This is a genomic window from Chryseobacterium sp. YR221, from assembly GCF_900176315.1.
Lineage (GTDB): Bacteria > Bacteroidota > Bacteroidia > Flavobacteriales > Weeksellaceae > Chryseobacterium > Chryseobacterium rhizosphaerae.
The window spans coordinates 460,269-486,088 of the sequence record NZ_FWXM01000002.1; the positions used below are offsets into that span (position 1 = coordinate 460,269).

Genomic DNA, 25,820 nt, shown 5'->3' on the forward strand with positions numbered 1-25,820 from the left:
GCACAGCAATTTTTCTATTTTCATTCAGTCAGAAAACTATGAATACCTTAGAATATAAAAGTTCTCCAAAAGTTTTCAGCATAAAAGGATTGTCACAAGCGGTAAGTATTGATTGTGGAACTTCTAAAATGGTTTTATTGTCTGGGCAGGTTCCCCTTGATACGGATGGAAACCTGATAGGGAACAATGTAGAGGAGCAAACACAGCAGATATTCAAAAATATAGACTACGTTCTGAAAGAATATGGAGGAACAACGAAAGACATTATAAAACTAGGAATATTTATTACAGATATTTCTAAAACACCGGATTTCAGAAAAATCAGGGACACCTATGTCAATCTTCAAAATCCTCCGGTAAGCAGTCTTGTAGAAGTAAGTGGTCTGTTCAGAAATGATGTGTTTATAGAAGTAGAGGCCACAGCAGTTATTAAAAAATAAATAAGAATAAACTAAAACTATGAGTTGGTTTAAAAATATTTTCAAAAAGGAAGAAAAAGAAACCTTAGATAAAGGATTGGAAAAATCCAGCCAGGGATTCTTTGAAAAAATGACGAAAGCCGTAGTCGGTAAAAGTAAAGTAGATGATGAAGTACTGGATAATCTGGAAGAAATACTGATTGCATCTGATGTAGGTGCTTCTACTACCATTAAGATTATAGGAAGAATTGAAGAGCGTGTTGCCAGAGACAAATATGTTAGCGTAAACGAATTAGATAAAATTCTTCGTGATGAAATTTCAGGACTGCTTCTTGAAAACCCTCACGCCGGAACCGGAAATATCGACGCCTCCAAAAAACCATATGTTATTATGGTGGTAGGAGTAAATGGCGTAGGGAAAACAACGACTATCGGAAAGCTTGCCCACCAATTCAAATCAGAAGGTAAAAAGGTGGTTTTAGGGGCTGCAGATACCTTCAGAGCGGCAGCTGTAGATCAGCTTACTATCTGGAGTGAAAGAGTGGGTGTTCCTATCGTAAAACAAGGGATGGGTTCCGACCCTGCTTCTGTAGCATTTGATACAGTACAAAGCGCTGTAGCGCAAAATGCAGATATTGCTATTATAGATACTGCCGGAAGACTTCACAATAAAATAAATCTGATGAATGAGCTTTCCAAGATCAAAAGAGTTATGCAAAAGGTTATTCCTGATGCTCCTCATGAAATTCTGCTGGTTCTTGACGGTTCTACAGGACAGAATGCATTTGAACAGGCGAAACAATTTACAGCAGCCACCGAAGTCAATGCATTAGCGGTCACCAAATTAGACGGAACAGCTAAAGGTGGAGTTGTTATCGGTATCTCAGATCAATTCCAGATTCCTGTAAAATATATAGGCGTAGGTGAAAAAATGCAGGATTTACAGCTTTTTAATGGTACGGAATTTGTAGACTCATTCTTCAAGAAAAGATGATTTATATCATGTTTTCCCTTATATTAGTACACAAATTATTTTTAAAATATTAACAATAAAAAATTTACAACTATGGGAATAATAACATGGATTTTATTCGGTCTTATTGCAGGAGCTATCGCTAAAATGATCATGCCAGGTACTCAAGGTGGAGGATGGCTAATCACTATTATCCTGGGAATTCTGGGAGCCTTTTTAGGAGGAGCTATAGGAGTTTATATTTTACATTGGGGAGATGTTGCCTCATTTTGGAATCCAAGAAGCTGGATCCTTTCTATTGGAGGAGCTTTAATCATTCTCTGGATTTATGGAATGGCCACAAAGAAAAGCTAATATTTAGCCAATACTTATTATAAAAAATAAAATCCCGGGTCTGAAATCAGATCCGGGATTTTGTTTACAATATAATTTAGTTAGTCGATTCTAATCTCATAAGGCATTGCCATCTTTACATCAGCCTGAAGCTTTTTGTCAGTAATCTGTTGTAAGATTTCATAATTGGCTTTTCCTATCTTATTTTTAATCAATTTTGCAGAAACATCTTCTTCATTCAGATCATTAAATATCTGTTCGAAAGGAGACATTCTTTTAGGAAATGAATCTACATGGTAAGATTTCAATCCTGCTTTCTGTGCTGCAAACTTTATGGCATCATTAAGGGTTCCCAAATCATCTACCAGGCCAATCTGCTTAGCACGTACTCCACTCCATACTCTACCACCACCGACATTATCAATCTGCTCAAAAGTCTGTTTTCTATTTTGCGTTACAAAATGTACGAACCTTTTATAGGTACCCTCTACACCTCTTGTCATCATATTCACTCCATAAGGTGTCACTCCGTTCAGCCCGGAATAATACATAGAGTTAGCATTGGTAGCGACAACGTCTGCACGAATTCCATTTTTATTGGCAATATCTTTAAAATAAGGAATCACTCCAAAAACACCAATTGAACCGGTAAGTGTATTAGGCTCTGAATAGATTTTATCCGCAGCCATTGCCACATAATATCCTCCGGAAGCCGCATAGTCTCCAAAAGAAACAATCAAAGGCTTTTTCTTTTTCAGCTGCTGAAGTTCAAATAAAATCTCATCCGACGCATTAGCACTTCCACCAGGAGAATTGATTCTCAAAACAACCGCCTTCACCTTCTCATCATCCTGAAGTTTTTTAATGTATTTTACATATTTATCAGCATAGATATCATTATATCCATCACCATTGTTAATAGATCCGGAAGCATATAATACCGCTACTTTTTCTCCCGACTTATCATCATCTGCATAAGAGCTTATATAATTAGCCAATGAAACTTTATTTAGCTTTTCATTGTCTTTCAGACTTAGCTTCGACTTGATCATACCTTCATATTCCGTCTTTTGAACAAGTTTATCCGCAAGCTTATATTTTAATCCCAATTCAGGAATCATTCCGTATAAGCTGTCTACAACCATTTTAAACTGAGCAGTGTCAATTTTTCTTGAAACAGCCATTTTATTGGATGTATTTTTCCAAAGGTCATTCAAAAGCGTACTTAGCTGCTCTTTGTTCTCCGGAGAAATATCATTCCGTAAAAAAGGCTCTACTGCCGATTTAAATTTACCATGACGTATTACTTCAATACCAATCCCATACTTATCAGCAAAATCTTTAAAGAAAGTAACTTCTGTAGACAATCCTTTCAGCTCAATACCACCCGCAGGATTCAGATAATACTGATCAGCTACTGATCCCAGATAATAGGAAGATTGTGAAACCCCGTTTCCATAAGCATACACAAACTTTCCACTTTTCTTAAAATCTTCAATAGCATTCCTGATATCATCAATCTGGGTCAGCCCGGCATTTAAATCATCCACTTCAATACTGATCCCTTTAATATTATCATCCGTTTTTGCTTTATTGATTGCTTCCAACGCATCATATAGAAGAACACTCTTGTTCTGGTTGCTAATTCCGAACAATCCACCTTCCTCTTCAGTAGGGCTGTCTATGATATGTGTTTTTAAATTAATCGTAAGAACCGAGTTCTTTTTTACCGTCACAGACTTATCATTCCCCATAGAACTGAACACAAGCATCATAATGAAAAAGATGAAAAATAAAGCGCAAAGTATCACAATTGCAACTATATTTGCCAAAACATTTTTAAAGAAACTTCTCATAAATCAATCAATTTTTTTAATATGTCGCAGCAAAAGGTGATTTTGTTACTAGGAAGTAACCTTGGAGAGCAAAAAAAAAATTTAGAGCTTGCCTTACAGAAAATTAGCGAAGGTGGAAATAACATTTCACAAATTAGCGAATTTTTAATGTCTGAACCCGTAGAATTTGCCAGTTCCAATATTTTTTGTAATATTGCAGCAATAATATTCACTCATCTTTCACCAATTCAACTGCTTGATTTTATTAAAGATATTGAAGTTGAAATGGGAAGAATTAATGATTCAAAAGTATCTGGAGGCTATGCTGATAGAATAATAGATATTGATATCATTACATATAATGAATTAAATTTTATATCAGAAAGATTAGAAATCCCTCATAAAAAACATCTTTTTGAAAGGGAATTTTCCAGAGTATTATTAAAAGATTTTATTTAAAACATAAAACATACTGTATGAAATTAGGTTTATTATTATTGGCTACATTGCCAATTGCAGCTTATGCGCAAAACAACAGTACTACAGTTAATTCTTCAACTGAGTACCCTAATACTTTTTCTTCAGGTTCCGCTAACGTACAACCATTCGACAACAAATCCAGACGATTCAATGACTGGTCAATTTCTGTGGGTGGAGGTGCTGCATTTATGGTCCACTCGGATCTTAAATCAATCAATAAGGACAAAACAAACTGGGGTTACAATGCTTACGTAAGCGTAGATAAGCAAATTTCTCATACTTTCGCTTTAAGCGTAATGTATATGAGAGGAGAAACTAAGCAAACAGGCCAGCTTCCAGGTGCAGCAGGTCAGTTAGCAGGTGTAGGTACCGCTACAACTCAATTTGATCAAATATCTTTACTAGGGGATATCAACTTCTCAAATTTATTAAGAAGAACTGATAATCATTCTCCTTACAGATGGGCATTCCATGGATATTTGGGACTTGGAGTTCAAGGATTTAGAACCTCATTGCATGACAATGATGAATTCAGATGGAGCAATAGCCCCAAAAGAGTTCCTCTATTTATCAAACAGGATATTGACATCAACTCTATCTTCTATCAAGGAGGTGTAGGGGTAAAATACAATGTTTCAAAACTTATTGATATTGAAGCAAGAACCATGTACCTCATTAGTGGTGATGATGAATTTGACGGTGGCGGATGGGCTGATGCCAATGATTATGATCCAGCGTCAAAAAATTCAAAATACAACATGATTAATCCGAAAAGATCTGATAATGCATGGACAGTTAGTTTAGGAGTGTCTTTCAAACTAGGAAAACATGCTTCTCATTTAGCATGGCATGATCCACTTCAGGAAGGTTATTACAGACTTAATGTTTTAGAAAACGCTACAAATGATCTTGTGGTATGTGAAAAAGGAGATGCTGATAATGATGGAGTATGTGACGATTGGGACAGACAACTTGATACTCCTGCAGGAGCAAGAGTAGATGGTGCTGGAGTTGCTCTAGACATGGACCTTGACGGAGTTATAGATTTATATGATAAATGCGTAACGGTTCCTGGACCTGTAGAAAACAACGGATGCCCAACAAAATAAGGTAAGCGATTTATCAAAAAAATATCAAATAATAATACACGATGAAATTTAATTTAGCAATTGCTGCATTAGCATTGGCAATCCCCACTGCTATATATGCGCAAGACAGCATTGCAGTTTCTAATGGAACGTATCCTAATACATTCTCTTCAGGCTCTGCTAATGTTTCCCCATTTACCAACCAATCTAAGAGATTTAATGACTGGTCGATTTCAGTAGGTGCAGGTGTTCCTCTCCTTCAATCAGCAGATTTGACGTCTATTAAGAATGGAAATGGTAAAAACCTTTTTGGATACTCAGCTTATGTAAGTATCGATAAAGCCATTACTCATGCTTTTGGTATTAATCTACAGTATGACAGAGGAGAAACAAGACAAGGTTGGTTCAATACTAAAGATGCTGCTCCTGATGCTACGGCTGTAGGTGCAAGAACTCAGTATGATGCAATCTCTATCTTGGGAGATGTTAACTTCTCTAACCTTTTAAGAAGAGTAGATAACCATTCTACATACAGATGGGCGCTTCATGGATATGCAGGGATAGGTACTATTGCCTACAGAGCATATCAGAAAGACAGCAAAGGACAGAGATTAATGACGGAAGTTAAACCTTTCAAACTAGGTTCTATGTTTATGCAGGCTGGTGCCGGTCTTAAATTTAAAGTAAACAGAAGAATTGATCTTGAAGGTAGATTGATGTATGTTGTTACCGGTGATGATGAATTTGACGGTGGCGGAGATGCATACAGCGCTATCAACAAGCGTTCTGAGCAGATTTCAGATAATTTCTTCAACGCTACTTTAGGACTTTCCATCAAGTTAGGAAAACATGATTCTCACTTAATGTGGCATGACCCACTTCAGGAAATCTATTACAAGCTTGATGTACTAGCGAATAAAAAGCAGGATATTGAAGTATGTAAAAAAGGAGATGCTGATAACGATGGTGTATGCGACGACTGGGACAGACAACTTGACACTCCTGCAGGAGCGAGAGTAGATGGTGCAGGTGTTGCTCTTGACACAGATTTAGATGGCGTTATTGACCTTTACGATAAGTGTGTAACTGTTCCGGGACCTGTGGAAAACAACGGTTGTCCTATCAAGAAAGATAACAATCAAACCGCAGTAGAAGTAGAGAAATCACTTAAAGATATCTACTTTAATTTCAATAAAGCTACGATCAGACCTGAATCTAACAGTAAATTAGATCTTGCCGCTTCAATTATCAAGGAAAACGGAGGTAATTATCTACTGACTGGTCACACGGATAGCAAAGGAAATGCAGCTTATAATCTAAGATTATCCAAAGAAAGAGCTGCTGCAGTAGTTGGTGCTCTTGAAAACAGAGGTATCAGTCAAAATGTACTGAAATCGAAAGGAGTAGGTTCTGCCGAAGCTACAATTCCTGCATCAGCTTCTGATGCTGAAAGATTAGCAGACAGAAAAGTTACTGTAAAATTCATAGAAGCTTCTGAATGGAATTCTATCCAAAAGAAAGATTATGAAGATGCTCCTGTAAAAAAATCAGTAAAAAAAGCTACTGGTAAGAAAAAGAAAAAATAATTTTTTATAACAAGTAAAAACCGAAAAGAATTCTTCTTTTCGGTTTTTTTTTCTATTACGATTTTTTTTACTTATCTTTATATCATTTTCAGGGCTAAAACTCTGGTATTTGCAAATAATAATTAGGTAATTTTTAAGCAATATAGAAAAAAATTAATATAAAATTAGTTTTCAATAAATAAAATCATTTAAAATAACTTAACTTAAAAAAATAACACTATGAAATTAAGTTTAGCAATTGTTGCATTGGCACTAGCTATACCAGGCGCCAACTATGCACAAGACTCAACGGCAGTTTCAACAGGAACGTATCCTAATACATTTTCTTCAGGGTCTGCCAATGTTTCCCCATTTACTAATCAATCGAAGAGATTCAATGATTGGTCAATTTCCGTGGGTGCGGGTGTTCCTCTCCTTCAATCAGCAGATTTGACATCTATTAAGAATGGAAATGGTAAAAACCTTTTCGGATACTCAGCTTATGTAAGTATCGATAAAGCCATTACTCATGCTTTTGGTATCAATCTACAGTATGACAGAGGAGAAACGAGACAGGGTTGGTTCAATACTAAAGATGCTGCTCCTGATGCTACGGCTGTAGGTGCAAGAACTCAGTATGATGCAATCTCTATCTTGGGAGATATTAACTTCTCTAACCTTTTAAGAAGAGTAGATAACCATTCTACATACAGATGGGCTCTTCACGGATATGCAGGGGTAGGTACTATTGCCTACAGAGCATACCAGAAAGACAGCAAAGGACAGAGATTAATGACAGAAGTAAAACCTTTCAAACTAGGTTCTATGTTTATGCAGGCTGGTGCCGGTCTTAAATTTAAAGTAAACAGAAGAATCGACCTTGAAGGTAGATTGATGTATGTTGTTACCGGTGATGATGAATTTGACGGTGGCGGAGATGCATACAGCGCTATCAACAAGCGTTCTGAGCAGATTTCAGATAATTTCTTCAACGCTACTTTAGGACTTTCCATCAAGTTAGGAAAACATGAATCTCACTTAATGTGGCATGACCCACTTCAGGAAATCTATTACAAACTTGACGTTCTGGCTAACAAAAACCAGGATATTGAAGTATGTAAAAAAGGAGATGCTGATAACGATGGTGTATGCGACGACTGGGACAGACAACTTGACACTCCTGCAGGAGCGAGAGTAGATGGTGCAGGTGTTGCTCTTGACACGGATTTAGATGGCGTTATTGACCTTTACGATAAGTGTGTAACCGTTCCGGGACCTGTGGAAAACAATGGTTGTCCTACAACTAATACAGGACCAGTAATAGAAACAGAAACTAAATTAGAAGGTATTGAGTTTGACTTAAATTCTGACAGAATTTTACCATCAAATACTCCAATATTAAATAATGCTGTTAATTATATCAATTCTTCAAATGGTTCTTACAGTGTAATTGGTGCTACTGATACAAGAGGTACTGACGCTTATAACCAAAAATTATCTCAAAGAAGAGCTAATAATGTGAAGAACTATCTGATTAAAAACGGAGTTCAAAATGGTAAACTTAATGCAGTAGGGAAAGGTGAAAAAGACCTTAAATACCCTGAGTGTGAACCAGCTACAAAATGCCCTGAATGGAAAAACAGAGCAAACAGAAGAGTATACTTCGAAGCTAAATAATAAACTTATTAAGTATTATATAAAAGTCACGCATTGCGTGGCTTTTTTTGTTATAATACTTTCCTTATTTTTACCCTATGATTTCTCCGCAAGATTTTCAAAAGCTAAAATATGATACTCTTAAGTATTTCTGGGGTTACAATGACTTCAGAGATTCTCAGGAAGAAATCATCAATTCTGTTATTAACGAAAAAGATACACTGGTCTTACTGCCTACCGGTGCGGGAAAATCTTTATGCTATCAGCTACCGGCTTTGCTAAAGGAAGGAACCTGCCTGGTTATTTCCCCACTGTTGGCATTAATGAAAGACCAGGTAAATCAACTTAAATTCCGAAATATTGAAGCAGAGTACCTATCTTCAGAATTGGATGAATATGATGCAGAAGCTATTTATGCCCGCTGTAAGGAAGGGCTTACAAAATTGTTGTACGTATCTCCGGAAAGACTTACCAATACCCAGTTTTTACAAAACATCCAGGATATTCAGCTCTCATTCATTGCTGTGGATGAAGCCCACTGTATTTCAGAATGGGGACAAGATTTTCGTCCCAGCTATCAAAATATAAAGGACTTCAGAAAAAACAATCCTGAAATCCCTTGCCTTGCATTAACAGCTACGGCAACTCCAAAGGTGCTGGAAGAAATTAAAAATAAACTTGAACTTAGAAAGCCTTCTGTATTTCAAAAAAGCTTCAAAAGGGACAATATTAAAATTTTCACTGAAGAAGTTGGAGATAAATTTCAGCGTGTTTTTGATATCCTTAAATACAATACAGATTCCGGAATCATCTATGTAAGGACCAGAAAGGAAGCAGAATTATTAGCAGAATTTCTCAAGAAAAACCAGTTGAAAAATGTAGATTATTTCCACGCAGGTTTAACAACAAAAGAGAAAAATACAAAACAAAATATCTGGAACAGAAGCGACAATCACGTTCTTATTTCTACCAATGCCTTTGGAATGGGGATTGACAAAGATAACGTACGTTTTGTCCTTCACTACTCTCCTGCTGCTTCTCTGGAGAACTATTACCAGGAAATAGGTAGATCCGGAAGAGACGGAAAAGACAGTTTCGCTTTTATGCTTTGGAATAAGCAGGAGCTGCTGAACTTCGATCAGATCTTAAAAAATCAGATTCCCAATAAAGCTGAGTTTTTAAAAATTATCAGTTACCTCTACTCTATTTTCCAGGTTGCTGAATTTGAGCAGCCGGAAAAAACCTTTCAGTTGAATATTGTCGGAATTCAGAATTTCACAAGACTCTCAAAGGCAAAAATTAATAATGTTCTTAATTTCCTTCACAATCAGGAAATCATTTACTATAATGACAACAAAAGTCTTTCTTCACTGGAGCTTTTTATGAAAGCAGATGAAATAGATCAGCTGCCACAGAAAGACGCCTATTTCATTGAACTTCTTTTCCGGACCATATCGGGTCTCACCACTCATAAAGTAATGTTCAGTGAACAGCAGGTAAGCAATAAGATTGAAGTAAGCATTCCTTTGATCAAAGAACGCCTGAAAGAGCTTCAGCAGAAAAACTATCTGGAATATATAGATGGTGCGCTTGCCAGCATCAAGTTTTTAAAACCCCGTGACGAAAGAATCATTACTCATAGCTATTGGAAACTTTTTGAGCATATTCAGAGAAACAAAATCCAGAAATGGGAAGAAATGAAGTTTTACGTGGAAAATAAAGACTACTGTAAAATGAAACTGATCCTCTCCTATTTTGGTGAAAAAAACTCAAAAAACTGTGGTCAGTGTTCTGTATGTGAAAAGAATAAGCAATCTATTTTCGGAAAAAATATTTCTCAGCAAATTATCAATTTACTGGCTAAAAGATCAGCAACTATTGAAGAGCTTTCGGTACAACTAAGCTACCATTCTAAAGAAAACATTTTAGAAAACCTGATTTATCTGCTGGATTCCGGAAAAGTAAAAATGCTTAATTTCAGAACATATGCACTGAATCATGAATAGACTGGAGGTTTAGAGATGAGAATAAAGATGTATTTTTTTTGATATGCTACATACCTTCTATCCCATTCAAACCTGCAACTTTCCGCGAAAAACTTATCTTTGTATTATGAAATCATTGAAAGTTGTTTTTTTAGGAACTCCGGAATTCGCAAAGACTTCTTTGGAGGCTATTCATCAATCTCATCATCAGGTTGTAGGTGTTGTAACCGTTGCAGATAAAGCAAGTGGACGTGGGCAGAAAATTCACCAGTCACCTGTAAAAATATATGCTTCGGAAAATAATATTCCTGTTTTCCAACCTGAGAAACTGAGAAATCCTGAATTTTTAGAAGAGCTTAGAAATCTTGAAGCTGATGTTTTTGTGGTAGTCGCTTTTAGAATGATGCCTAAAGTTCTTTTTGAAATGCCAGCCATGGGAACATTTAATCTTCATGCCTCTTTATTACCTGATTACAGAGGAGCAGCTCCTATCAATTATGCCGTAATTAACGGAGAAGAAAAAACAGGAGCCACTACTTTCTTTATCAACGAAAAAATAGATGAAGGGAATATTCTCCTACAGGAAGAACTTAACGTTTTACCTGACGAGAATGCAGGAGCTCTTCATGACAGGCTGATGGAAATGGGTTCAAAACTGGTGGTTAAAACACTGGATGGATTGGCTGAAAACACCATCAAAGAAAGACCTCAGCCACAAGTGGAACATCCAAAAAACGCATATAAAATCTTTAAAGAAGATACCAAAATCAATTGGGATGCTCCTTCTAAGACCGTTCATCAGTTTATCCTTGGAATGTCTCCTTATCCTGCAGCTTTCACCACTCTAAAAATTGGAGAAGATGAAAAAGGGTTGAAAATATTCAGTGGGAAATTTGAAATTTCAGACCATGGAAAATCTTCCGGAACTCTAGATATCTCAAAAAATGAATTTAAGATTTATACCCAGGATGGGGTTTATTTTCCACAGGAACTTCAGTTGGAAGGAAAGAAAAGAATGACTGTAAAAGACTTTCTGAACGGCTTCAGAAATTTTGACGAAATAACATTATAAGCCTGGCTATATATTAAAACTTCAATCACAAAAGGCTTCATCTTATTTCAAACAAAAGATGAAGCCTTTTGTGATTAATACTAAGTCTTACTTACAATTTTCCTGCGTATTCTGCTTATAAACTCCGGAGTTACCCCCAAATAGGCTCCAATTTGTATATTGGTAAGACGATGCGCTATTTCAGGATATTCCTTCAGAAAATCAAGATAACGTTCATCTGACGATTTGCTTAGATTATCAATAATTCTACGTTGTAATGCAATAATTGACCGTTGAAACTTCAGTCTCATCAATCTTTCAATCTCAGGAATTTCCAGATAAAACCTTTCTTTATCTTGCTTTGAAATAAGAAGAATTTCACTGTCTTCAATAGCCTGAATATTAAGCTTTGATGGAATACCGGTAATGAAGCTGTCTATATCTGAAAGCCACCAGTTCTCAATCCCAAAGTACAGTATCTGCTCTGCACCATTGTGGTCGGTATGGGAAACTTTAAAACACCCATTCACGACAAATCCTTCAAATCCACAAACATCTCCTTCTCTTAAAAGAAAATCTTTTTTCTTTATTTTCTGAAGATGAAAAGCATTGCAATATTGCTCCAGTTTTTCATCTGGAATATCTACGTAACCTTTGATGTGTGTCTTTAAAGCCTTAGTCATGGTTTAAAAATAAAAAAAGGTTTAGAAAAATCCTAAACCTTTTTTCATTCATCAATATATTCGCAGCAAAGCCGATCCTCTATTGATCATTTATTTGTTATAACTGAACCAGCTCAGTAACTTCTACATCATATCCTCCAACCTGAGGTTTGATATTAGGGTTTTGAGTGATTACTTTAAACTTATTAATTCCTAAATTCTTTAAGATCTGTGTTCCAATACCATAATCTCTGTAGTTATATGCTAAAGTAGGATGCTGCTCCTGCCCGTCCTGATAATTCAGGAACTGCTGAAGTTTTCTCAATGTATTTTCAGAGTTTGAAACGTTATTGATGAAAATAATTGCTCCTTTTCCTGCTTCGTTTACCATACCGGTTACTTTTTCCAATAAAGGTTTTTCTCCGTTATTTAATCTTGTCAGCACATCAAAATAGGAATCTGAAGACTGTACTCTTACTAAAACAGGCTCATCCACAGTCCATGCTCCTTTTGTCAAAGCAAAGTGGATCTGGTCATTTGAAGTCTCTCTGAATGCGTAGAAATCGAAATCACCATAATGCGTTTTTACTTTTTTCTCTTCAAGTCTTTCAACCAGATTTCCTTTTTTAAGCTGATAATGAATTAAATCTTCAATAGAAACAATTTTCATATCGTGCTTTTGGGCGAATGCGTGAAGTTCCGGTAAACGAGACATCGTACCATCTTCATTCATAATCTCACAGATTACTCCACCTTCTTTCAAACCTGAAAGATGGGTAAGGTCAATAGCAGCTTCAGTATGTCCTGCTCTTTTTAAAACCCCTCCTTTTCTTGCACGAAGCGGGAAAATATGTCCGGGTCTCATAAAATCTGTAGGCTTAGATTTTTCATCCATTAAAGCCAAAATTGTTTTAGCTCTGTCACCAGCAGAAATACCGGTAGAAGTTCCGTTACCCAAAAGGTCAACAGATACAGTAAAAGCAGTTTCCTTAGGATCGCTGCTTCTGCTTACCATAACCTCTAATCCAAGCTCATCACATCTTTTTTCAGGAAGAGGCATACAGATCAATCCTCTACCGTGAAGGGCCATAAAGTTGATAATTTCCGGAGTTGTCAGTTCAGCAGCACAAAGAAAGTCACCTTCATTTTCTCTATCTTCATCATCTACTACTATGATTATTTTACCATTTTTAAGGTCTTCAATAGCCTCTGGAATAGTATTTAATTTAATATCGGACATTTTTACTTTTTATTTTTGCAAAGATACTTATAAAAATAAGCATCTGCCAATTAATATCAATGGTTTATTGTGCTTGAGATAAAGACTTGATCGCTTCTCTTATGATTTCGTAAGATCTCAGTCTTTTCTGATGATCATAAATATGAGAATTGATGATCAGCTCATCTACGTTGAATTTGTTTTGGAAATCTTTAATTTTTTCCTGAATTTCAGTTTGATCTCCTATAAAAGTATATCTCAGCTTCTGTAAAACCATAGATTTCTCCATAGGTGACCAGATGTCATCCATATCATCTACCGGCGGCGCAAAAGGCTTTCTGTCATTCCTTACAATATTGATAAATGCCTGGAATAATGTGGTAGAAAGCTTATGAGCTTCTTCAGTAGTTTCTGCTGCTACTCCATTCACACAAGCCATTACATAAGGCTGATCTAAATATTGAGAAGGTTGAAAATGTTCCCTGTATATTTTAAAGGCCATTTTCATTTGCTCAGGAGCAAAATGTCCGGCAAATGCATAAGGCAGTCCAAGCTCTGCTGCCAGCCATGCACTGTCTGTGCTTGATCCTAGTATATAAATAGGAACATCAAGACCTTCTCCCGGAATGGCCCGTACCATTGCATCAGCATTTTCTTTGGAAAAATACCGCTGAAGCTCTAAAATCTGTCTTGGAAACTGTTCATTAATAATCGCTGGATTTCTTCCCAATGCCTGAGCTGTTAATCCATCTGTCCCTGGAGCTCTTCCCACACCGAGATCAATCCTTCCGGGAAAAAGAGATTCCAAAGTTCCGAATTGCTCTGCAATAATCAGAGAACTGTGATTAGGAAGCATAATACCCCCTGAACCTACTCTTATTTTTTTTGTTCCATTGGCAATAAAACCAATTAAAACTGAGGTGGCAGAACTCGCAATACTTTCCATATTGTGATGCTCGGCAAGCCAGAATCTTGTATAGTTTAAGTTTTCAGTATGACGAGCTAAAGATAAGCTATCCTGAAACGTATCATGAATGCTTTTTCCCTGCTTTACCGGAGCAAGGTCTAAAACAGAAATTTCAAAATTTTTCATAATTATAAATTGGGGCTTAAAAAACCAAACAAATTTAAAACATAAAAATTGCATTAGTTACTTTTTGTAATTGATAAGTCTGATCGCCTAGTTCAGGCAAAAACTATTGAAATTGAAACGCTGTTTGATTCCTTTTGCTTACAGCTATAAATTAAGTAAATTGCTCAAGAAAACTTACAATCATGAAAACAAAAATAATGTATATCGAAAACAAGTCCTTTGGCCACTATGGACCGGCTTGGATTGGTTTTGTAGAATTTTCAAAATCCGGACAACCCCTTTATTTTAATGATAAGGCATTAAAGAAACTCAAAAGACCTGAATATGTTGCTAATTATTTTGACATAGAAACCGGAGAAGAATACTGGGTTTCTGGTGTTAAAAAAATGGACAAAATAGGCATCAGTTCGGTGGAGGAAAAATCATGCTGGATAAAAATTCGGTTGATGAATATCTGAAATTAGTAGATTTTAATAGTATTGATGTTAATCACTTTGAGATCGTTGAGTTCATCACCATGGATAAAAGAAGATTCGATACAATAGAAAACTCAAAAACCGAATACCGGGATAACAGTTATCATGCTACTTTTTATGATAACAACCGTAGAAAATTAATTTTAGATATTTGAATTTTAAAGAAGCTGTTTCAAGTAATAAGTATAAAGAAAGGTTTTGACTGCGGTCAAATCCTTTTTCTTTGATATAACGTTTAGATTTTCTCTTTTTTAATGTCTACAATAAAAATAACTAATTATCATAATAATCAATATTTTAATAAAAATAATTCATTCATAAGAGAAATAAATTATTATATTAGTACTTTAAAAAGAAAATAAATACATTTTAACACCACTTAAAAATATTCTTATGAACAAAAAATTGAATGACTTACTGTATCGGAAGCTGTTGACAAAAAGAACGGTCTTTATGAGCTTCATTATCGCTGCTACTTTAGCATCTTGTAGTAAAAATAACGATGAAATGGCTACAGAGACCCAGACCAATGCTTTACAGCTCGAAAATGTTAAAAACGGACGACTGGGAGGGCAAGATATTACGTATGAAAGAAAGAATGGAATGAATTTTTTCCAGGGAGACATTGTACTTTCCGACCAACAGTTGGCAGGAGATAATGCTCTTCATAAAGGAGGTGCCAGTTTCTCAAGATGGCCGGGAGCTAAAATTTATTATACTGTTGCGGGTAATATGGGTTCTATCAATGCCAATAAAATAACTACAGCGGTTAATGAATATAATTCCAAAACCAATACCCAATGGATTCCGCGTACCAACCAGACCAATTATGTAGAATTTATTTTCGGAAGTTCATCCGGATCAGATGGGTGGGCTCATATTGGATATCAGGGAGGAAAACAAACTATATCTTTGGATCAATATATTTCTGTGGGATCTGTGATCCATGAAATGGGGCATACTGTAGGGCTTTATCATGAACATGCCCGTAAAGATAGGGATCAGTATGTGAGTATCCAGTGGAACAATATTCAGGATGGGCAGGCTTATAATTTCAATATGTACAATTCCGGAACAGACATAGGCCCTTTCAATATTAATTCAGTGATGATGTATTGGCCTAATTCCTATTCTAAAAATGGACAGCCTACGATTAAGAGGGCCAACAATACTACGTTTACCTACAACAGAACAGGTTTTACAACCGGAGACATTAATACAATCAATGCGATGTATCCTTAGTTTTTGTAACCAAGATATCAATTAAAAAAGGAAAAGAATTCTTATGAATTCTTTTCCTTTTTATAATTATAGTGATTGATCAGAATCCTGATCTCATTAAATTCAAAATTACTTGGCAATACATTCTTCCATTCTGTCAAAGTTTCCTGAGGATTTTTATAAAACTCTGTTTCAAAAGCTTTGATTTTATCGGAAGTAATTACTCTTGAAATATCCAGCAATCCCTGTTCTGCAAATTTAGCAAGGTGACCGATTACGGTTTCTTTTACCAAGCCTCTTTCCAAAGCAATTTCTCCAATAGTTTTTCCTTGTTCGAATAACTGGAAAGTTAAAACCTGTGAAGGCACTTTAGCGATTTTCAGATTGATTTCTTTATCATTCTTTTCATCTAAAAGCTTCGTTTCAAGAAGGTGAATATCTTTCAGGCTGTTCAAATATTCCTCAATATCCTCCAACCAGTTTCTGAATTCATCATTATACTGTTTTAGGCCTTTGGCTCCTTTGATCTCAGCATAAAATTCTTTTAAAGGATTAAAAATTTTATCTCTGGTTTCCACAAAGAAAAAATTAACCGCCCCTTTTGTTTTGCTTTCAATTTCAGCCCATTCTTCTTTTTTCTCAATAAAATTATTAACCTTCTGGAAAATAACTCTTTCTAATTTCTCAAAGATCTTTCCAAGATTTACGCTTTCATGTTTCAGCTGAAGGTACAGCTGATTGGTTTTAACATGGTCTAAATTTTTGGTAACTACAGACAGCTTATTCCAGTCTTCCACCTCTTTTAAAAACCATAAACAATCTACTGTACGAAGTACTTTTCTGATACTGTAATCATATTTTTCCTGATTCAGGATAGATTCAATATGATCATTAGCCACTGTATCTGTATGGAAATGAAGAATCCTGTTGTCTTTAAAAATAACTTCAGGAGTAATTTTTGATTTTAAAACAATTCCTTCCAATGTTCTGCAACGGGACAGTGCTACATATACCTGACCGGCAGTAAAACTTTTTCCTGCATCAATGATTACCTTATCAAAGGTTAGTCCCTGGCTTTTGTGGATGGTAACTGCCCAGGCCAATTTTATCGGAAACTGCTCAAAACTCCCTAATACCTCTTCCTGAATGGTTTTATCGGTATCCAGGAAATATTTTTTCTGTTCCCATGTCTCTCTTTTCACCGTGATTTCAAGCTCACTTTCATCCAGAACAACCCGGATTTCATTTTCATCCAACCCGATAATTTCCCCCAATTTCCCGTTGAAATATCTCTTTTCCCCGGAAATATCATTCCTGATGAACATAATCTGTGCTCCAATTTTCAATTCTAAAAATTGTTCATTAGGGAACTGATTTTCTTTAAAATCTCCTACAAGTTTAGCCTCATAGGTTTGAGCATCTACTTTTATTTCTGCTAATTTCTCCTGATTGATCTCATCAGCCATTTTGTTGTGAGAACAAAGGTAAACGTAAGATTCTTTCCCAATATTGAAATCAGGATCATATCTTTTATTCAGGTAATCAAAATCTATATTCGCCACATCACCATCACGGATAGCATTCAGGATTTCCAAAAATTCTTCATCAGACTGTCTGTACACTTTCGTCAGCTCAATGGTAACCAAAGGAATATCTTTAATAGCATGGCTATCAAAAAAGAATGGTGAATTGTAATACATTTTTAGGATATGTTCATCCCTCACTACCGGCGGAAGCTGATAAAGATCTCCGATAAACAGCATTTGTACTCCTCCAAACCTTTGGTTATTCCTTCTGATAAACCGTAAAGAGAAATCCATCATATCCAAAACATCTGCTCTCAACATAGAAACCTCATCTATAATAATGATTTCAACTTCTCTTAAAAGCTTAAGTTTATCCTTCCGGTATTTAAAATGGGGCATCAGGTCAGCTATATTATTAGCCAAACTGGTATCTATCCTTTCCGTAGTGGGCAGAAAAGTTCTCAATGGTAATCCAAACATCGAATGGATGGTAACACCACCTGCATTGATTGCGGCAATACCTGTAGGTGCCACCACAACATGTTTTTTCTTTGTCCGTTTTACAAAGTCATTAAGAAATGTAGTCTTTCCTGTCCCCGCTTTTCCAGTCAGAAAGACACTTCGGTTCGTGTGCTCTAATAAGTCAAAAAAATGATTGTTCATCGTTGTCAAAAATACGGAAATGAATTTGATTTTCTTACCTTGGCACAAGTTTTGAAAATTCTTACTAAGAACAATGTTTATAATGAAAAAAAAATTTATCCTTATTCCTGCGCTAGTATTATGTACTACATTCAGTCTTATTTCATGTAATACCTCAAAGAATGCAAATACCAATCTTCCGAAAGATATTTCTGAAAGACCTGCTGATCAGGACAGTCAAAAATACGACCAGGCATTATTGGATAAATTAAAAGCATCTATTGAATCTGAAGTTTCCGGTGAAAAATGTACTGACGCCAATGAATGGGCATTTGCTCCAATGGGATTAAAATCATGTGGCGGACCTCAGCAGTATATTGCTTATCCAAAAAAAATAGAAGCCTCTATCGTATCAAGAATCAAAGACTATACGGATAAGGTCAGAATTTTTAATGAAAAATATAATATTGTGTCTGATTGTGTGGTGATCACTCCTCCTACCTCTCTTAAATGTGTTAACGGAAAGATAAGACTCATCACCCCGGATGCCAATTAAAAATAAAGCAAAGGTTCTATAATCAAATCATTACAAATTCTTTTAAGGAATTTTTATACTAGGATGATATACAAAGCTCCATCTTTTGATGGAGCTTTGTTGTATATTGATGTAACGATAAATGAAGTTTTGGTTTCAGAAGAGAAAATTCTTTCCATCCCGAAACCCGCAACAGATATCCCCGATTATAATTCGTAGTCTTTTACATTTTCCTTATACCACGAAGAGTATTTCACATAATTATCAGCAATTCTATTCACTTCTCCCTCCAGCAATTGGGCATTAATATCCTTAATTTTCTTGGCAGGAACTCCTCCCCAAACTTCTCCGGATTTAATATGAGTTCCCTGAGTCACTACAGATCCCGCCCCTACGATAGAATTCTCTTCCACCAGGCAGTCATCCATTACAATAGCTCCCATTCCGATCAGTACATTATCTTTGATTGTACATCCATGCACAATAGCATTGTGGCCAATGGAAACATTGTTCCCAATATTCAAAGGATGTTTCTGATAAGTACAGTGCAGCATTGCATTATCCTGAACATTTACTTTATCTCCCATTTTAATATAATGTACATCACCTCTGATCACTGCATTATACCAAACACTGCAGTCTCTTCCCATGGTAACATCTCCAATGATGGTTGCTGTTTCTGCTAAAAAAGTATTCTCTCCGATCTGTGGTATTTTCCCTAAAAGTTCTTTTATAAGTGCCATAGTTTTAATTTGAAATTTAAAAATTAAGCTTACTTGAAAATTATAATTTACCTACTTCTATTCAGTGTATCTAACTTCTAAATTAAAGCGATAGCAAAAATCTAACTCTCAACTTTCAGCTTCTAACTTCTAATGCGTATTTTTGTATCTCAAATTTAACGAAAAAATGCGTACCGTACTTATAGAACCAACTGAAAATCCAAAAGTGATGAAGTTTGTAGCAGATTACAATCTTATCCCGGGATCTTTAGAATTGGACAGAAACTCAGATATTTCAGAAATTCCTTTAGCACAAGAGCTTTTCAATTATCCTTTTGTAGAAAGAATTTTTATTACAGCTAATTTTGTAGCTGTCGCAAAACAGGATACCATAGAATGGGAACATGTAGCTGAAAGTCTGAAAAATGTGATTGAGGATGAGCTATTGGCAAACCCAAGAATTTATCTTCAGAAGAAAAAGGAGATGTATCAGATTTATTCTGAGATGACTCCTAACCCCAACGTGATGAAATTTGTGTCAAGCAAATTACTGATGGATGGTTTCGTGGAAGTAAAATCAAGAGATGCAACCGCTGAAGTTCCTTTAGCAGAAGCTATCTTCAAAGAATTTGATTTTGCTACTGAAGTTTTTATTTCTGACAATTTTGTGGCTGTTACTAAAGATCATTCTGTAGAATGGCATCAGGTAATGATGACTGTTCGTGCCCAGATTGCAGAATATCTTCAAAACGGAGGGGAAATATCAAAAGCAGAACCTCAGAAACATGAAAATCCTGTTGAAAAAATCATCAACAGAGAGTATACAGATGATGAGCAGAAGATTTCTGATATCCTGAATGAATATGTTGCTCCCGCAGTAGAAAATGATGGTGGAAAAATTTCTTTAATGGAATATGATGAAGCGAGTAAAACTGCAAAAATGCTTCTACAGGGTGCTTGTTCAGGATGTCCAAGCTCTACCGCTACTTTGAAAAACGGAATTGAGAACATTTTAAAACAATTTGTTCCTGATTTGGTAGAAAGAGTGGAGGCTGTGAACGGATAACAGAAATAAAAATGCCTCCCGGAAATAAAATCATAGTAGTTATTGGAAGTGCTTCAAAAAACTCCAGTAATCAGAAACTGATAGAACAGGTGCTGGAGCAACATCCATATGTTGATTTCAAAATGATTGAAGATCTTTCTGTTCTTCCTCATTTTGATACTGCATTAACAGATCATCATACGCCGGAAGAAATACTCAGCGTAAGAGAAGACATCAAAAACTCAAAGGGCGTTTTATTTTGCACACCGGAATATATTTTCAGTATTCCGGGCAGACTAAAAAATCTATTGGAATGGTGTGTTTCTACGACTGTTTTTTCTGACAAACCTGCAGCAGTCATTACTGCTTCGGCAAATGGAGAAAAAGGTCACGAAGAACTATTAATGATTTTAAAAACTCTCGGAGCAACAATAGCAGCAGATCATCAGCTGCTGATAAAAGGAATAAAGGGGAAATTAAATAGCGATGGCTTAGTTGAAAATAATACATTTGCCAAAGTCTCAGAATTAGTAACAGATTTCAACAAGTCTGTTTCATAATTAAAATAAAAAATATTGGATAAAAAAGGAATTTTACTGGTAAATCTTGGATCGCCAAAGTCTACAGCGGTAAACGACGTAAAGGAATATCTTGATGAATTTTTGATGGATGAAAGGGTAATTGATTACCGCTGGATCTTTAGAGCACTTCTTGTCCGTGGAATTATTTTAAATACAAGACCTGCAAAATCTGCCGAAGCTTATAAAACAGTTTGGACAGACGAAGGATCTCCACTTATCGTTATTACTGAAAAAATTAAGAAGAAACTTCAGAAAGTTGTAGATGTTCCGGTAGAAATCGGAATGCGGTATGCCCAGCCAAGTATTGAAACTGGTATTCAGAAGTTGGTGGATCAAGGCATTTCAGAGATCGTGCTTTTCCCACTGTACCCTCAATATGCGATGAGTACAACGGAAACAGTGATTGAAATGGCAGAAGAGGTAAGAAAGAAGAAATTCCCGAAAGTAAAGATCAATTATATCCAACCTTTCTATAACAGGGATATTTATATTAACTGTCTTGCGGAGAGTATTAAAGAAAAACTTCCGGAAAACTTTGATGCACTGCAGTTTTCTTATCACGGTGTTCCAGAAAGGCATATTTATAAAACAGATCCGTCCAAAACCTGTAAAATTGATGATGCAAACTGTATCAACAGTCAGGTAGACACGCACAACGCGTATTGCTATAGACATCAATGTTATAAAACCACTGAAGCAGTCATTGCTAAAATGGGTCTTCCAAAAGAAAAAACAATTGTTTCTTTCCAGTCAAGACTGGGAAAAGACAAATGGATTGAGCCTTATACAGATGAAACCTTGGAGACTATTCCTAAAAAAGGAGTAAAAAACCTTGCTGTAGTTTGTCCTGCTTTCGTTTCGGATTGTCTTGAAACCTTAGAAGAAATTTCTGTGGAAGGAAAAGAACAATTCCTGCATGGCGGAGGCGAAAACTTCCATTATATTCCATGTCTGAATGATGAAGACCGATGGATTGAAGTAGTAAAAACGCTTTGCGAAGAAAAGCTGAATGATTTCTATTTGGTGTAATCTCACTTCACTAAAAACATACAAAAGGCCACAAGTACTTTACTTGTGGCCTTTTTAATTGACTATATTATAACTAAAGGATTATTTTTTAATCAAATTTCCTGCATTCTGACCATTCACGGTTACAACGTATACACCAGGAAGGATATTAGAAGGAAGCTGTATATTGATTCTGTTTCCTCCGTCAGTAAGGTTCACTTTTTCAGAAAGTTCTCTCTTACCCGTTAAACTTACCAATTCTACGATTCCATTTCCGGCTTTCGCTTCAAATTCTACCGTAAACCTGTCTGTAGCAGGATTCGGGCTGATGGTATATGGAGAAACTTTTGATGCAGAAGCAATAAGTCCCGCAGCAGAAGTACCTCCTCCAACACCTACAGCATTCCAGGCATTTGTAACCTGTGTTACTTCATTGCTTCCTGCTCCATACAAATCTGTGGCTGCCTGAAGAGAATAGGTTCTCGCATTGGCATAAGTAGAAGCAGAAGTAAGATAAGTAGTCAGTGTTCTGTAGGCAATTGCTCCTGCCTTATCCAATCCTACTCCTGAAACATTATAAGCAAATCCATTATCATTAGTTCCCGTGCCCCCTGTTACTAATAAATAATACCAGAAATTAAGGACTCCTGAATTGGTATGAACTCCACAATAATCGTTTGTTGTTTGTCCCGGTACGGCACAGCCTGTAGTGGTAGCATCTTTCCAGTATTTCCCTTTATAAGTATCCGGCTGACTATAAGCATTAGGATTGGCCATATCTCTGATAACATAGCTGAAATCTTCTCCTAAAGTCCAGCTTGCCTGAGTAGGTCTTGCCCAACGTTCGATAGAATTTCCAAAAATATCGGAGAACCCTTCATTTAATGCCCCCGGCTCTCTTTGATACACAAGATTAGCTGTTTTAGAAGTCATTCCATGAGTGATTTCATGACCACAAACATCAATCGCTGTTAATGGCTTACCTCCATTTGTAGTGGAACTTCCATCCCCATAAGTCATTCTGGAACCATCCCAGAAAGCATTGAAATAATTGGTTGAATAATGAACATAGGATTTGATCGCAAAATTATTGTTGTCAATACTTTTTCTTCCAAATTTTGTATACAGATAATCTAAAGTCATCTCTGCTCCCCAATGGGCATCTGTAGCATACTGATCTTTATTGGTATTCACATTATTCCATACATTATCAGTATCTGTAAAATCTACAGCTGATGAATAGTTGGTCCCTTTTTTCAAATTATAGGTTTCTACAGCTGTCCCTGCATTTCTTCCGGTTTCTCTTAATCTGTAGCTTCCATTGTAAGAGTCAGCTACGATATTCCGATTTCCGCTGTAACCGGTAGTGGCTGTTCCTGGAGCATTTACTTCATGGATGATGGCATCTACTCCTAACACTTTTCCATTCTTAGCATCTACAAAAACATATTGTCTGCTCAATGGTTTCTCTGAATAGATATCAAATTTATACGCTAATACTAAATCATTCAGCTTTTCATCAGTAGGATCTGAATAATATACCAGTTCACCTTTTGGAGCAAAGCTGGCGTTGGCATCATTAGATTCTTTTTTAAGAAAATCTTCCTCTTCTTTATTCTGCCATTTATAAGCGTCTGCTCCTACAAATGACAACGCACTCTGTAATGCTATATTTTCTGAGATATTTGCTTTCTTCTCAATTTTTTCAGAAACTTTAAGAATCCATTTTCCGGACTGCCCTACAATTTTGCCTCCTTTCGTCTGTACAGCCATCATTCCGTATTCTACAGGAATACCATTAACGGTCTGTTGAAATCTTTGAGTCTCAAAACCTAGTGCATCTTTTTCAAGTCCTAATTTACGAGCCTGTCCGGTAGAAAGTCTCTGAGAAGTTTCATCAAATAAAACCGGGCTTCCTTGAAAAGTGGGTGCATTTTTATCGAATCTCATGAATTCTGCATGCAATCCGTCTTTACCCGGAATTAATTTTGATGGTGTGTTTTGTCCAAAAACAAAAGAGCAGGCAGCAACGCTTGCCACTAAAATAAACTTTGTCTTCATAATAATTTTTGTTAGTGTGAAAAACGAATTTATAAACTTTTCACAATAAAATGATTAATTCAATGAATAAAATTCAATAGATATTATAAATCAATTAACAAAACACAATTATGATTTTATAAAAAAAATGATTAATTAAAGATAATTTTATTATTAAAAAAGATTTTAATTGATAATATTAATACAAATCAAAATTTTGTGAATTAAAATTTTAATTATGCTGAGCATTATATTTTACACCTGAAATAAATCGCTCATTTTCTTAAAAACCACTATTCATAAGGCTTCACAAAAAACAAAGGCTGTCTCAGATAAGACAGCCTTTGTTTTACATATACTAAATAATATTTTTTATCCTCTAAAAAGTAAAGAATTCGTTAGCGTTTATTGCCAATTGGAGTTCTAAATTCTCCGTATCCCATCAGGCCATCATAATTTCTTCCGAAGGGAGCATAATATAAAAATGCCTGATATAAGTTTTCTGTCTGCCAGAAATTCCCGTTGACTTCACCAAAATTTAATGATCCATCACTTTCTTTAGTTGCCAGAACATAATTATAAAACCCTTGCTTAAGGAAAATTTTAGCCACATATTGTTTAGTGGCGGCATCATACTGCATCTGATTTTCTTTGCTTGGTTTGAACCCGTTAAACCCTCCCAGAATATATATATCTTTATCTACAGGATCCGAATCCAGATAAAAATATACCCATGAATAATCTGCTTCTCTTTCGGCATCTCTTTCTCTTCCTAAATCATTTCTTCTGTAGTACCATGCTCCGTTGACATCGGGTTGATACTGATAATTTAAAGGAAAAGCCCAAACCGGGTGCAAATACGTTTGGTTCACTCCATCTTTCACTTCTACGGTACGAACCATATCCGCTGGGGTATTCATATTTTTATTATCAAAATAATAAAATTCATTATCCCCCGGAAAACTAAGGTTCATCTGCTGAAAAAGTAGCTGGTTTCCTAAAACACTACTTGCCTTCAAATCCGAAATGGTCATATTCGGATTGTTATTCTGCATCACATTCAGGGTCATAGAATTAACATTGGAAGAAAGATCACCCCCATTCGGCACTGCTTTTACCTCTACCCTTTGATTGATATTAGGTTTCTTGGCATCCGCTATTCTTGTAATGTTAAGAGCTAATGAAGCAGCATCTTCTACCAGGTAAAATCTTCTTTTGAAAAGTGGTTTATCCGCAGAATCTTTATACACAATCAACTCAAAATTTCCTGAAATTTTCGCTTGAATTTTATCATTGGGAAAAGTCAGTTTATAATGAGTATAAGCCTGTAATGTATTAAAAGAATATTGAAACTGATCAAGAAGTGCATTCATACTTCCCGTGGCAAACTCTGTAAAAAACAGATTGTCATCATTCCAGTTTCTGTCGTAATGTTTAATCGTATATCGATAAATTTCACTGGCATTAGTGAGATCATCAAAGGTGAGCACCAGTTTTTCATCTGAATTAAACCTAATGACAGGAGTTTCGTCATTCGTTTGTGGGTTGAATAATTGGATACTCTGGATATTTTGTCCATACACCAATCCGCCCAAAGAGAGTAAAAGTATTCGCAAAGTTTTCATTATGACGAAGATAACGAAAAATAGCCATTTTCTTAATAAT

Annotated in this window: 24 protein-coding genes; 16 read left to right on the plus strand and 8 right to left on the minus strand. The window is 35.8% G+C overall.

The genetic code is table 11. The features are described from left to right. Positions 1-38: 38 nt before the first annotated feature. From B8967_RS07110 to B8967_RS07120, 3 genes are all read left to right on the plus strand, one after another. On the plus strand, positions 39-440 hold the full coding sequence (locus B8967_RS07110; protein WP_228406071.1) for a RidA family protein: 402 nt from the start codon (positions 39-41) through the stop codon (positions 438-440). 19 nt (positions 441-459) lie between these two features. Beyond that, positions 460-1,413, plus strand: a complete 954-nt coding sequence (ftsY, locus tag B8967_RS07115; protein ID WP_047490360.1) for a signal recognition particle-docking protein FtsY — start codon at positions 460-462, stop codon at positions 1,411-1,413. 72 nt (positions 1,414-1,485) lie between these two features. Then, complete coding sequence (locus B8967_RS07120) at positions 1,486-1,746, plus strand: GlsB/YeaQ/YmgE family stress response membrane protein (RefSeq protein ID WP_047490357.1); 261 nt, start codon at positions 1,486-1,488, stop codon at positions 1,744-1,746. Between the two features lie 80 nt (positions 1,747-1,826). Here B8967_RS07120 and sppA read toward each other — a convergent pair whose 3' ends face one another. Then, positions 1,827-3,581 carry a signal peptide peptidase SppA gene (gene sppA / locus B8967_RS07125; protein ID WP_084085421.1) on the minus strand — a complete coding sequence of 585 codons (1,755 nt, stop codon included), beginning with the start codon at positions 3,579-3,581 and terminating at the stop codon, positions 1,827-1,829. Between the two features lie 21 nt (positions 3,582-3,602). On the opposite strand from sppA, the gene folK reads away from it, so the two are divergent. The 6 genes from folK to fmt all read left to right on the plus strand — a co-directional run bounded on the left by folK (position 3,603) and on the right by fmt (position 11,406). Then, the gene (gene folK / locus B8967_RS07130; protein ID WP_084085423.1) at positions 3,603-4,019 is read left to right on the plus strand and encodes a 2-amino-4-hydroxy-6-hydroxymethyldihydropteridine diphosphokinase; all 417 of its coding nucleotides are present in this window, start codon (positions 3,603-3,605) and stop codon (positions 4,017-4,019) included. A 17-nt stretch (positions 4,020-4,036) separates the two neighbouring features. Further along, positions 4,037-5,149, plus strand: coding sequence for a flagellar motor protein MotB (locus B8967_RS07135; RefSeq protein ID WP_084085425.1), 1,113 nt, complete (start codon positions 4,037-4,039; stop codon positions 5,147-5,149). A 41-nt stretch (positions 5,150-5,190) separates the two neighbouring features. After that, positions 5,191-6,714: an OmpA family protein gene (locus B8967_RS07140; protein ID WP_084085427.1), complete on the plus strand. Its 1,524-nt coding sequence runs from the start codon at positions 5,191-5,193 to the stop codon at positions 6,712-6,714. 219 nt (positions 6,715-6,933) lie between these two features. Continuing rightward, entirely contained in the window at positions 6,934-8,370 is a 1,437-nt protein-coding gene (locus B8967_RS07145; RefSeq protein WP_084085428.1) for an OmpA family protein, read from the plus strand. A gap of 77 nt (positions 8,371-8,447) precedes the next feature. Then, positions 8,448-10,355: a RecQ family ATP-dependent DNA helicase gene (locus tag B8967_RS07150; RefSeq protein WP_084085429.1), complete on the plus strand. Its 1,908-nt coding sequence runs from the start codon at positions 8,448-8,450 to the stop codon at positions 10,353-10,355. 106 nt (positions 10,356-10,461) lie between these two features. Next, positions 10,462-11,406 (plus strand): methionyl-tRNA formyltransferase, encoded by a 945-nt coding sequence (gene fmt, locus B8967_RS07155; RefSeq protein WP_047490334.1) that lies wholly within the window; start codon positions 10,462-10,464, stop codon positions 11,404-11,406. 80 nt (positions 11,407-11,486) lie between these two features. Here fmt and B8967_RS07160 read toward each other — a convergent pair whose 3' ends face one another. From B8967_RS07160 to B8967_RS07170, 3 genes are all read right to left on the minus strand, one after another. Beyond that, a complete protein-coding gene (locus B8967_RS07160) occupies positions 11,487-12,068 on the minus strand; it encodes a Crp/Fnr family transcriptional regulator (protein ID WP_052188648.1) in 582 nt (193 codons plus the stop codon). A gap of 97 nt (positions 12,069-12,165) precedes the next feature. Further along, positions 12,166-13,287: a 3,4-dihydroxy-2-butanone-4-phosphate synthase gene (ribB, locus tag B8967_RS07165; RefSeq protein WP_047490331.1), complete on the minus strand. Its 1,122-nt coding sequence runs from the start codon at positions 13,285-13,287 to the stop codon at positions 12,166-12,168. A 64-nt stretch (positions 13,288-13,351) separates the two neighbouring features. Further along, entirely contained in the window at positions 13,352-14,359 is a 1,008-nt protein-coding gene (locus B8967_RS07170; RefSeq protein WP_084085430.1) for an LLM class flavin-dependent oxidoreductase, read from the minus strand. Positions 14,360-14,541: 182 nt separating this feature from the next. Between B8967_RS07170 and B8967_RS07175 the strand changes: the two genes are divergently transcribed. The 3 genes from B8967_RS07175 (at position 14,542) to B8967_RS07180 (ending at position 16,077) form a co-directional block, all read left to right on the plus strand. Beyond that, on the plus strand, positions 14,542-14,817 hold the full coding sequence (locus B8967_RS07175; protein WP_179140037.1) for a hypothetical protein: 276 nt from the start codon (positions 14,542-14,544) through the stop codon (positions 14,815-14,817). Beyond that, positions 14,784-14,990 (plus strand): hypothetical protein, encoded by a 207-nt coding sequence (locus tag B8967_RS22420; RefSeq protein WP_179140038.1) that lies wholly within the window; start codon positions 14,784-14,786, stop codon positions 14,988-14,990. The genes B8967_RS07175 and B8967_RS22420 overlap by 34 nt, the downstream gene beginning before the upstream one ends. 238 nt (positions 14,991-15,228) lie before the next feature. After that, positions 15,229-16,077: a M12 family metallopeptidase gene (locus tag B8967_RS07180; RefSeq protein ID WP_084085431.1), complete on the plus strand. Its 849-nt coding sequence runs from the start codon at positions 15,229-15,231 to the stop codon at positions 16,075-16,077. A gap of 41 nt (positions 16,078-16,118) precedes the next feature. Here the strand turns inward: B8967_RS07180 and B8967_RS07185 are convergent, their stop codons facing one another. After that, complete coding sequence (locus B8967_RS07185) at positions 16,119-18,245, minus strand: helix-turn-helix domain-containing protein (RefSeq protein ID WP_084085432.1); 2,127 nt, start codon at positions 18,243-18,245, stop codon at positions 16,119-16,121. Between the two features lie 82 nt (positions 18,246-18,327). On the opposite strand from B8967_RS07185, the gene B8967_RS07190 reads away from it, so the two are divergent. Next, complete coding sequence (locus B8967_RS07190) at positions 18,328-18,780, plus strand: peptidylprolyl isomerase PrsA family protein (RefSeq protein WP_084085433.1); 453 nt, start codon at positions 18,328-18,330, stop codon at positions 18,778-18,780. A gap of 185 nt (positions 18,781-18,965) precedes the next feature. On the opposite strand, the gene B8967_RS07195 is transcribed toward B8967_RS07190, so the two are convergent. Continuing rightward, a complete protein-coding gene (locus tag B8967_RS07195) occupies positions 18,966-19,502 on the minus strand; it encodes a gamma carbonic anhydrase family protein (protein WP_047490320.1) in 537 nt (178 codons plus the stop codon). 166 nt (positions 19,503-19,668) lie between these two features. On the opposite strand from B8967_RS07195, the gene B8967_RS07200 reads away from it, so the two are divergent. The 3 genes from B8967_RS07200 to hemH are packed head-to-tail and all read left to right on the plus strand — an operon-like array spanning position 19,669 to position 22,136. Next, positions 19,669-20,547 (plus strand): NifU family protein, encoded by an 879-nt coding sequence (locus B8967_RS07200; RefSeq protein WP_084085434.1) that lies wholly within the window; start codon positions 19,669-19,671, stop codon positions 20,545-20,547. Between the two features lie 11 nt (positions 20,548-20,558). Continuing rightward, positions 20,559-21,086, plus strand: coding sequence for an NADPH-dependent FMN reductase (locus B8967_RS07205; protein ID WP_084085435.1), 528 nt, complete (start codon positions 20,559-20,561; stop codon positions 21,084-21,086). A gap of 15 nt (positions 21,087-21,101) precedes the next feature. Next, complete coding sequence (hemH, locus tag B8967_RS07210; protein WP_047490311.1) at positions 21,102-22,136, plus strand: ferrochelatase; 1,035 nt, start codon at positions 21,102-21,104, stop codon at positions 22,134-22,136. Positions 22,137-22,217: 81 nt separating this feature from the next. Here hemH and B8967_RS07215 read toward each other — a convergent pair whose 3' ends face one another. Then, complete coding sequence (locus tag B8967_RS07215; RefSeq protein ID WP_084085436.1) at positions 22,218-24,176, minus strand: M4 family metallopeptidase; 1,959 nt, start codon at positions 24,174-24,176, stop codon at positions 22,218-22,220. Between the two features lie 377 nt (positions 24,177-24,553). After that, the gene (locus tag B8967_RS07220; RefSeq protein ID WP_047490309.1) at positions 24,554-25,780 is read right to left on the minus strand and encodes a type IX secretion system plug protein; all 1,227 of its coding nucleotides are present in this window, start codon (positions 25,778-25,780) and stop codon (positions 24,554-24,556) included. Between the last annotated feature and the right edge of the window lie 40 nt (positions 25,781-25,820).